This window comes from Salidesulfovibrio brasiliensis JCM 12178 (genome assembly GCF_001311825.1).
Lineage (GTDB): Bacteria > Desulfobacterota > Desulfovibrionia > Desulfovibrionales > Desulfovibrionaceae > Pseudodesulfovibrio > Pseudodesulfovibrio brasiliensis.
Map to the genome: position 1 here is coordinate 1 of NZ_BBCB01000098.1, position 9,651 is coordinate 9,651.

The following is a 9,651-nucleotide window of genomic DNA, read 5'->3' on the forward strand; positions in this document are numbered from 1 at the left end:
GGGATCTGAGGGGAAGGGAAGAGGGGGACCGCTTTTTGCTAAAAAGGGGTTCCCCTCTTCCCTTCCCCTCAGCCGCCGGAGGCAACCAAAAAGGCCCGCCTTTCGGCGGGCCTTTTTGGTTAGCCACAACACTTTTTAAATTTCTTTCCCGACCCGCAGGGGCAGGGTTCGTTTCTGCCTACTTTGGGCGTTTCGCGCCGGTAGGTTTCGGGCGGCAGGGCTTGTCCGTCTACGTAGAACCAGCGTCCGTCGATTTTCTTGAATTCGCTTCGTTCGCGGAATTCGACGGTCTGGGCGTTTTGGCGGTAGCGGCAGGCGAATTCGACAACACCGGTATCGTCGTTTTCGAGGCCTAGGCTGGTGCCGGTGATGGTCAGGCCGAGCCATTCGGCGGATTCGGACCATTCGCGCACGGACTTTTCATCGTGATCGCCGTGCTTTTCGGGCACGAGGCTTTCTTTGAGGTAGTTGATCTCGCCCACGACGTAGGCGGTATATCTGGAGCGCATGAGCGCTTCTGCGGTCGGTGCGACGGTTTCGCCTTTGATGATCGGGCCGCAGCAGGCATCATATTGTTTTTCGGATCCACACGGGCAGTTGTTCATTATCATTCCTCCTGTGAGGCGGAAGGTAGACGATTTCCGGACGGTGTCAATATGGAAGTGATGCGCCGGACGTGATAGGGTGCCGCGATGAACAGACACTTTGCAAAACTGCTGGTCGCCGCGCTGATTTTTGTTTGTGCCGCGTCCGTGGAGGCTTCGGGAATGGATTCGAATCCGATCACAGCGTGTCCCGATTCACCGAACTGCGTGAGCAGTATCGACGTGGAAAGGGACAGCTACATACTGCCGATCCAGCGTGAAGAAAGCGCGAAGGCGGCCATCAAAAGACTCAAAGGCATCATTGAGAAAACGGAAAACGCGACAATCGTCGAGGCCAACGAGCACACAATCAGGGCGGAATTCAGGACGAAACTATTCGGTTTTGTGGACGATGTGGTCTTTCATGCGGAGGAGAGCGGTGCGGAAATCCACATGCGTTCGGCGTCGAGAGTGGGGTATTGGGACCTTGGCGCAAACCGCAAACGGCTTGAAAAAATCCGTGAGGCGTACCGGAAGGCGGCAGAAAACGATTAGAGAAGTGCTCAGGAAACGAGTTCACGGATGGCATTTTTGATGCCGTCCTTGTCGATTCCGAGCATGGAGCGAAGCTCTTTCTGGGTGCCGTGTTCCACGAATTCATCCGGAATACCGATGCGCTTGACCGTTGTTCCGTTCAGTTTTTCACTGTCAACAAGCAGCTCCAGAACAGCTGAACCGAAGCCGCCAGCCATGGCGTTTTCTTCCACGACGAGGATTCGGTCGTAGTTCTCAGCCAGCTCGAGGAGCTGTTTTTGGGGCAGCGGCTTGATGAAGCGGGCGTTGAAAACGGCTGCGTCTATGCCCTCTTCTTCCAGTTCCATGGAGGCTTCCTTGGCCGGGTAGACGCGGGAACCAACCGAGACGATGAGCACATCCTTGCCTTCATGGACCATTTCGCCCGTCCCCACTTCGATGGGCTTCGGGTTCTCGTCCACATCGGCACCAACGCCGGTTCCGCGCGGGTAGCGCACTGCCACGGGGCCGTGCAGGGCAAACGCTGTGGTCATCATCCGGGCAAGCTCGGCCTCGTCCTTGGGGGCCATCAGCACGAGATTCGGGATATGGCGCAGGTAGCTCATGTCGAACGCGCCGTGATGGGTGGCGCCGTCTTCGCCAACGAGCCCGCCGCGATCGATGAAGAATTTCACGTCCAGATTCTGAAGGCAGACGTCATGGACTACCTGATCGTAGGAGCGCTGCAGGAAGGTAGAATAGATGGCCACGGCCGGGCGGTAGCCCTGCGTGGCGAGTCCTGCGGCAAAGGTCACGGCGTGCTGTTCGCAGATGCCCACGTCGACGAAGCGTTCAGGGTAGTTGCTGCGGAAGCAGTCCGTGCCGGTTCCTTCCGGCATGGCGGCGGTGATGGCCATGATCTTCCGGTCCTTCTCCGCCAGTTTGCAGAGCGTGGAGCCGAAGATTTCGGTGTAGGACGGCAGGCCTGCGCCGGTGAATTTCCGGGCCAGCCCGGTCTCGGGCTCGAAGCGTCCCACGCCGTGAAAATATGTCGGGTTGTTTTCGGCAGGCTCGTAGCCCTTGCCTTTCTTGGTCAGCACGTGAACCAGAACGGGCTTATCGATCTTCTTGATCTGCTCGAAGACCTTGACCATTTCGCCCACGTCATGCCCGTTGATGGGGCCGACGTAGGTGAACTGGAAGGCCTCGAAGAGCATGCCGGGCGTAAAAAACGTCTTCAGGGAATCGCCGGAACGCTTCACATACATGGCCAGCTCTTCGCCGAGCTTGGGCACGCCGCGCACCCAGTTTTCCACCTCGCCCTTGAGTCGCTGGAGCAATGGTGCGGAGAGTTTTCGGCTCAGGAACGATGACAGCGCGCCCACGTTCTTGGAGATGGACATCTCGTTATCGTTCAGGACCACGATCATTTTGCGGCCCATGCCACCGGCCTGATTCAGGCTTCGTAGGCAAGCCCGGCGGTCATGGATCCGTCGCCGATGACAGAGACCACCTCGTGCTTTTCGCCCTTGAGGTCGCGGGCCATGGCCATACCGAGCGCGGCGGAGATGGATGTGGAGGAATGGCCCACGCCGAAATGGTCGTACGGGCTCTCGGCCATGCGGGGGAACCCGCTGATGCCGTCCTTTTTTCGCAGGGTGTCGAACTCGGAGTAGCGCCCGGTGAGCAGCTTGTGGGCGTAGGCCTGATGACCCACGTCCCAGACGATCTTGTCGCGCTCGAAATCAAAGGCGCGGAACAGGGCGAGGGTCAGCTCGACGACGCCGAGGGAGGGCGCAAGATGGCCCCCGCCGCCGGATACCTGTCCGATGATGGTTTCACGCAGTTCAGCCGCCAGCGCCTGAAGCTCGTCCGGCTCCAGCCGCTGCACGTCTCTCGGGCCCTCGATTCCGGGCAGCAGTGGTGATCGTTTTTTCTCGTCCTTGCTCATGAGCGTGCGAACCATAGTCCAATCAGTTCACTCTGTCCACAATGTAGCGCGCCAGTTCGTCGAGGAAGGCGGAGTCCGCGCCATGGAAGGCTTCCAAGTGCGAAACAGCCTCATCGACATGCCCTCGTGCCAACTCCATGCTGCGCTCCAACCCCACCAGTGCGGGATAGGTACTCTTGCCCGCGCCCTCGTCGCTGCCCACAGGCTTTCCGAGGGTGGCCTCGTCGCCCACGACGTCCAGCACGTCATCCACGATCTGGAAGGCCACGCCGATGGCCCTGCCGTAGGCCCGGGCCGCATTCTCGTGCGTCTGCCCTGCCCCGGAAAGGATCGCCCCGCATTCACAGGCCGCAGTGATAAGCGCGCCTGTCTTCATGGCGTGCATGGCCTGCAACTCATCAAGGGGAATCTGACCGGAGCGTCCGGTGAAGGCCATATCCACGGACTGGCCGCCGACCATGCCCCCGGAGCCTGCCGCGCGGGACAGGACGTTCATGGCCCGGATCACGCCCTGTGCGGGCAGGCCGTTCAGGAGCGAGGTCTCGGTCATGAGGGTGAAGGCCTCGGTCAAGAGTCCGTCACCGGCGAGGATGGCTTCGGCCTCCCCGAACTTCTTGTGGCTGGAGGGCTTGCCGCGCCGCAGGTCGTCATCGTCCATGGCGGGCAGGTCGTCGTGGATGAGGGAATAGGTGTGAATGCATTCGAGACTTGCCGCAAAGGGCATGGCCGCCTCGGCGTTGCCGCCCAGCATGGAGCACCACGAGAGCAGAAGAACCGGGCGGAGCCGTTTTCCACCCGCCAGCAGGCTGTATTCCATGGCTTCCAGCAGCGGATCGGGGATACTCCGGTCCTTCATGCATTGCGAAAGATACGCCTCCACCTCACCGGCCCGCTCCATGAGTCTTTCCTTGACCGACACTAGTCTTCCTCCTCCAGCGGCGCCTGCAGCGCCTCGAACTCCTTGACCAGCCCTTCGCTGACGATCTTCACTTCGTGGCGGGCCTTCTCAAGATGCGCGCCGCACCCCTTGGCCAGTTCAAGCCCTTCCTTATACAGGGCAACACCCTCTTCAAGCGGCAGTTCACCGCGTTCGAGGCGCTCCACGATCTCGCGCAAGCGTTCGAGCTTTCGTTCAAAAGTCGGTTCGGACATTTCTTCATGCCTCCATGGGCTTGATGATGTGAAGCCCGTTATTATCCGGCGGGCAGGGTCTTTTCCCAATAGCGCCTCGGGTACCAGAAGCTCAGGGCGACCAGCCCGGCAGTCATGGGCCAGCCGAGTGCAGCCTTTACCCCGAGAAACACGTCCTCCGGAGCCAGCGTGAGCAGCGAGTAGAGAAGTCCCGCCTTGGCGAGATATGCCGCCCCCCAAAGCAGGGTAAGCCTATTCCACGGCACCATGAAATACCCGCTCTCCCTGAGTTGCGCGGAGAACGTATCCCGCCCGACGCTCTGCTCGGCAAAATACAGCAGCGCGGGCCTGCGCACCAGCCACGAGACAAGAAAGAAAGCCCCGAAAACCACGGCAAACACCACCGGGCCAACAAGAAACATCTCCGGGTCCCGCGTAACGAGGATGGCCGTCAGTTCGGCAAGGGCGTAAACCGCGCCTGTGGTCGAAAAGACATCCCAGCGACGCTCGCGCCACCGGAAAAAAGCCACGGCGCACAGGCTCCATGCAGAAGCGACGACGGCCCCCTCAAGCAGAACCCCGGCCCGCCTTGCCAAAGCGAAGATGACCACCGGTGCCACCGCACCGAAGAGCATCCGCATGTAAGGGGGCGTGTTCACGAGGCTACTCCTCGAGCATCTGGTCCGTGTTCTTCACGAACAGGGGGTCCGGATTCACCAGCTTTCCCTGCACGGCGATGGAAAGATGCAGATGCGGTCCGGTGACGCGGCCGGTGGTGCCTGTCAGCCCAACGGTCTGGCCGCGCTCAACGCGCTGCCCTTCCTTCACCGTGGGCTTGGAGAGATGGAAATACATGCTGATGACGCCGTTACCGTGGTCCACGTACACGGACTTGCCCGCGTAGTAGTGATCCCCCACCAGTGCAACGATCCCATCGGCAACACTCTTGATGGGGTTGCCCATGGGCGAACGGAAGTCCATGCCGCGATGCGGGTTGCGGGGCTTGCCGTTCAGGAACCGCTTCAGGCCGTAATCGCTGGATACCGAACCCCGCACCGGACGGAAGAACGGCAGGCTCCACTCACGCTGCGGGGAATAGATGCTGCGGGTCTTGGCGATGATCTTTCGTTCGCGGGCGATGCGGTCCAGCACCTCCTTGGGCGGCGTAACCATCTTGGGCGGCAGCTTGAGGTCCTGACGCGGAAACTCCTTGTCCCGGATCATGACGGTCCGCTTGTATTCCGAGCGGTCGCCCTCGGCAGAGACGGTAATGACCAAATCCTTTTTCCCAGCCTTGGCGTTCAGGACATCGGTGCCGAGCATGGCCAGCGCAACGTGTTTGTCGTTCCATACGGAGATGGACGGGACAACGGACTTGCCTTCCCAGTGGACCACCACTTCGCCCAGCGGACGATTCGAAGTGACGCGCACGAGAAACGGGTCTCCCAGATTCACTGACTGCGGATGGGCCACCACGGTCTCCGGTTCAACGGCGGCAGTGGCGTTGTCGTTCACGAAACCGGCTTCGTCCCCGTCCTGCAACCCGATGCCCTGCGCCATGACAAGAGTGGGCAGAAACACCCCAACGATAAGTATGATGACTCTGATTGTATGCAACATGCTCACGACACTACCCTTCCGTGCTCCGCTTCTCAACCCTTGCGGCTATGTTTCCTTCCCGGACGCGGATATCCAGCCGGTCGCCGTCCACCACTTCCGAGGGGTCGCGCAGGAACGCGCCCGTCCTGTCAATTTTCACAAGACTGTACCCACGCGCCAGCGGCGCTTCCGGGTTCAGCGCATCCAGCGAGGCCCGCAGGAATTCAAGGGCCCTGTCCTTGTCCTGCACCTGCCGGTCCGCAGCCTTGCCCATGCGCCCGGCAAGAGTCTCAAGCCTTGCCTGCGTCCGCTCAACGTCCTGTGGCCCGAAGGCCCTGTCCAGCCGTCCGGACCAGCGTACGGCCCGCTCCCGGTGCGATTCGAAGTGCGCCCGGCCAAGCCGTTCCAGCCGAAGGGCCAACGAGCGGACCCGCTCCACGTTGCGGTTCAGTCGTTTCTCCGGCGAAAGCCATGCAAGGGCCCGCCGAAGCTGCAAAAGTTCTTGCTCATGCCCGCCCACCAGTTCCAGATAGGCCCGCGACAGGTCCAGCTCAAGACGGTCAACCGCCTGCCGGAGCGTGTCCCGGTCCGTCCAGAGCATCTGCGCCGCGTGGCTGGGGGTGGCAACGCGCAGGTCGGCCACGTAGTCGGCAATGGAGACATCCGGCTCATGCCCGACACCGCAGACCACCGGCACCTGCGAACGGTAGATGGCCTCGGCCACAGGCTCGGTGTTGAAGGCCCAGAGGTCCTCCAGCGACCCGCCGCCGCGAATGAGCGCCACCACGTCGGCCCAGCCGTCCTCGCTGACCGCGTCCAGCGCTTGGCAATCATCTCCGGGGCGGTCTCGCCCTGCACCTGCGTGGGGTAAATGCGAATCTCGCTGCCCGTGCCGCGCCGCTCGGCAATGCGAAGAAAGTCCCGCACCGCCGCGCCGGATGGGGACGTGACCACGGCCACCTTCCCCGGCTCGCGCGGAATCTCCATCTTGCGGTCCTCGTCGAAATACCCTTTGGCGGCCAGCTTGCGCTTCATGGCCTCAAACGCCATACGAAGGTCGCCCACGCCCTGCTCCTGCACCAGCTCCGCGATGAGCTGATATTGTCCGCGCGGCTCATATACGTTCAGGCGCCCGGCGCAGAGCACCTCCATGCCGTCCTCAAGGGACTCGGCAAGGTTGCCCGACGCCTCCTCAACCTCGCCGGTGAGCGGGTTCACGGACTCCCCGCCCCGGCTGACAGGGTCGGCGGAACGCTGCGCGCCCTTGAACCAGACCACGTTCACAAGGGCGTCGCCGTCTGTGAGGGAAAAATACAGATGCCCGCTGGCCGGGCGGCCGAGGTTCGTTATCTGGCCCCGGACCCAGACAAAGGGGAATTCGGCTTCGAGGATGTCCTTGACCGCGCGGGTCAATTCGGAAACGGATAGAATAGTCGACATGCGCTGGTTACTCCCTGCTCGCCCCTCTAGGTACATGCTCGGACGGCTCAAGAGCAAGAAAAAGACGGCCCCCGTACGGAGGCCGTCCTGTAGCGAAGCTTGGAGAGAGCTAGAAACGCTCGAAGTCGTCCTCGTCGTCCGTGTCCTGCGCGGCAGGCAGTTCGGCTACCGGGGCCTTCCGCACCTCGGGCCGGACATGGGGACGCTGCTCGGAAACCCGGCCCGCGTTGCCGGTCTTGAAGAAGGCCACCGTGTCCTTGAGGTGATGCGCCTGCGCCGAGAGCTGTTCGGACGTGGAAGACATCTCCTCAGATGCCGAGGCGATCTGCTGGATGACCTGATCGAGCTGGTGAATGGCCCGGTTGACGGTCTCCGCGCCGCCACTCTGCTCATTGGTGGAAGCCGTGATCTCCTGCACCAGTTCGGCGGTGCGCTTGATGTCGGGCACCATCTCGGAAAGCATGCTTCCGGCCGATTCCGCCACGGCCACGCTGGATGCGGAAAGTTCACTAATCTCGGCCGCGGCCTGCCCGGAACGCTCTGCCAGCTTGCGCACTTCAGCCGCCACGACCGCGAATCCCTTGCCGTGCTCACCCGCGCGGGCTGCCTCAATCGCGGCGTTCAGGGCCAGCAGGTTGGTCTGCCGGGCTATTTCCTCAACCACGGAAATCTTGTCCGCGATCTCGCGCATGGCCTGCACTGTTTCGGCAACAGCCTTTCCGCCCTCCTCCGCCCTGTCCGCCGAAGTGGACGAAATGGCGTGAGTTTCCTGGGCGTTATCCGCGTTTTGCCTGATGCTCGCCACCATCTGCTCCATGGACGAGGAAACCTCTTCGACGTTGGCGGCCTGCTCTGTCGCGCCCTGCGAGAGCGATTCGGCAGTGGCGGAAAGCTGTTGCGCACCGCTGGCCACGCTGTCCACAGTGGTGCGGACATCCCCTACAACGGAACGAAGCTTGGTTCCCATATCCCGCAAGTCTCCGGCCAGAGCGCCGATTTCATCCTTGCTCGTGACGTCGATGCGGGCCGTCAGGTCACCGCTTGCGATCTCACGGGTAAAGTCCACGCTGCTGCGGATGGGGTTCGACATGTTCGCGGCCAGCTTGAGGCCCACGAGGGAACAGATAAGGGCCACGACAAGGCCGACGATGAGCGTCTGCCAGATGGCGTTCCACGCCGGGGCCATGACCTCGGCGCTCTCGATGACCGCCACGTACTTCCAGTCCAGCTCCGGGGACGTCAGGACGCTTGCCATGCGGTCCACTCCGCCAACCTCAAGACCCTCAAGCAGTCCGTCGGCGGTTCCTGACAGCGTTTCGTACGCGCCGCCCAGTTCGCCGAGCTTCTTGAACACGTTGTCGGGAAAGCGCGGGTCCGCCAGAACGGTCCCGTCATCCTGCACGATCATGATGTAGCCGGTCTTGCCTATGCGAATGGACTTGGCGATTTCGGTAAGCTTTTTGAGGCTGATGTCCACGGCCGCGATGCCCACGACATTGCCGTTGTTGCGGATCTTGGTGGTCACGCCGATATTCGGCACACCCTCGGTAGTTATGTATGCTGAAAGAAGCGTGGTGTCGCCGGACGCAGCCTTCCCCTGCGTATACCACGGCCGCTTGCGCGGATCGTACGATGAACTCAACCCCTCGTCCGGGGACTGGGTGTATCCGCCGTCCTCAAGCCCGGCGTAGACATAGGCAAAGTCGGGATGCGCGGCCATCAGCGCCTCAAACGTCTTGAACGCCGCCCGCTCCTTCTCGCCCATCTCCGGCCGCTCGACCGGGATGCCCTCGCCGGAAAGCTCGAAATACCGTGTCCAGTCGCCCATCCCTTCCTTTGCAATGGGCAGCGACGCGACATACTTGGTGATATTCTCCGGACCCTGCAATATCTGGCCGACATAGCTGTCGATGCGCTCTAACTGCTCACGGGAGGACGTCTCGAACGCCTCCACCACAGTGGTCCCGAGCTGCATGGAGATAGTGGTTGAAATGGCAACAATGGCAACCACTACAGGCAAAACGATCGACAGAATCAGCTTCATCCGAATGGACATATCCCCCCCCTTTTCAAAAAACCATGCTATATTGATATGATACTGAAACGATATGTCTCTCAAAACGTCCCGAGACATTTCTCCATCTTTAATAGCACTTGGCACTCTCTGCGCGAACGCCGTTATAATCCGGTCCATTCAGGCCCGGACCGTAGGTGCTGCTTGGCTTGCAAAGGGATATAGGGTAAAGTCCTCGTCCTCATGAAACGGCACAAGACACGAGAAATATCCATTGGTGGCGTCGGCATCGGCGGCGACAACCCGGTACGGGTTCAAAGCATGACCAACACCGACACCCGCGACGTCCCCGCGACCCTCAAACAGGTCCGCGCACTTGCGGACGCCGGGTGCGAGATCGTGCGCCTTGCCGTGCCCGA

Annotated in this window: 8 protein-coding genes and 2 pseudogenes; 2 read left to right on the forward strand and 8 right to left on the reverse strand. The window is 61.4% G+C overall.

Annotated features, from left to right (window positions below):
• Positions 1-119 precede the first annotated feature (119 nt).
• The gene (locus JCM12178_RS15455) at positions 120-605 is read right to left on the reverse strand and encodes a YchJ family protein (protein ID WP_054652684.1); all 486 of its coding nucleotides are present in this window, start codon (positions 603-605) and stop codon (positions 120-122) included.
• A 162-nt stretch (positions 606-767) separates the two neighbouring features.
• Here JCM12178_RS15455 and JCM12178_RS15460 point away from each other — a divergent pair, with 162 nt between their 5' ends.
• Entirely contained in the window at positions 768-1,139 is a 372-nt protein-coding gene (locus tag JCM12178_RS15460; protein WP_172677163.1) for a DUF1499 domain-containing protein, read from the forward strand.
• Between the two features lie 8 nt (positions 1,140-1,147).
• Here the strand turns inward: JCM12178_RS15460 and dxs are convergent.
• From dxs to JCM12178_RS20015, 7 genes and pseudogenes are all read right to left on the reverse strand, one after another.
• Positions 1,148-3,048 (reverse strand): annotated as a pseudogene (dxs, locus tag JCM12178_RS15465) (1-deoxy-D-xylulose-5-phosphate synthase).
• A gap of 22 nt (positions 3,049-3,070) precedes the next feature.
• Positions 3,071-3,967 carry a polyprenyl synthetase family protein gene (locus JCM12178_RS15470; protein WP_054652688.1) on the reverse strand — a complete coding sequence of 299 codons (897 nt, stop codon included), beginning with the start codon at positions 3,965-3,967 and terminating at the stop codon, positions 3,071-3,073.
• Positions 3,967-4,200 (reverse strand): exodeoxyribonuclease VII small subunit, encoded by a 234-nt coding sequence (xseB, locus tag JCM12178_RS15475; protein ID WP_054652690.1) that lies wholly within the window; start codon positions 4,198-4,200, stop codon positions 3,967-3,969. Before xseB ends, JCM12178_RS15470 begins: the two co-directional genes overlap by 1 nt.
• Before the next feature lie 41 nt (positions 4,201-4,241).
• The gene (locus tag JCM12178_RS15480; protein ID WP_157054953.1) at positions 4,242-4,838 is read right to left on the reverse strand and encodes a VC0807 family protein; all 597 of its coding nucleotides are present in this window, start codon (positions 4,836-4,838) and stop codon (positions 4,242-4,244) included.
• A gap of 4 nt (positions 4,839-4,842) precedes the next feature.
• Positions 4,843-5,799, reverse strand: a complete 957-nt coding sequence (locus JCM12178_RS15485) for a M23 family metallopeptidase (RefSeq protein ID WP_054652694.1) — start codon at positions 5,797-5,799, stop codon at positions 4,843-4,845.
• A gap of 10 nt (positions 5,800-5,809) precedes the next feature.
• A pseudogene (gene xseA, locus JCM12178_RS15490) lies at positions 5,810-7,254 on the reverse strand (exodeoxyribonuclease VII large subunit).
• Positions 7,255-7,327: 73 nt separating this feature from the next.
• Positions 7,328-9,274, reverse strand: coding sequence for a methyl-accepting chemotaxis protein (locus JCM12178_RS20015; protein ID WP_054652696.1), 1,947 nt, complete (start codon positions 9,272-9,274; stop codon positions 7,328-7,330).
• Between the two features lie 201 nt (positions 9,275-9,475).
• Between JCM12178_RS20015 and JCM12178_RS17985 the strand changes: the two genes are divergently transcribed.
• Positions 9,476-9,651: flavodoxin-dependent (E)-4-hydroxy-3-methylbut-2-enyl-diphosphate synthase (locus JCM12178_RS17985; RefSeq protein WP_172677164.1), on the forward strand; the 176-nt coding region annotated here is incomplete at its 3' end.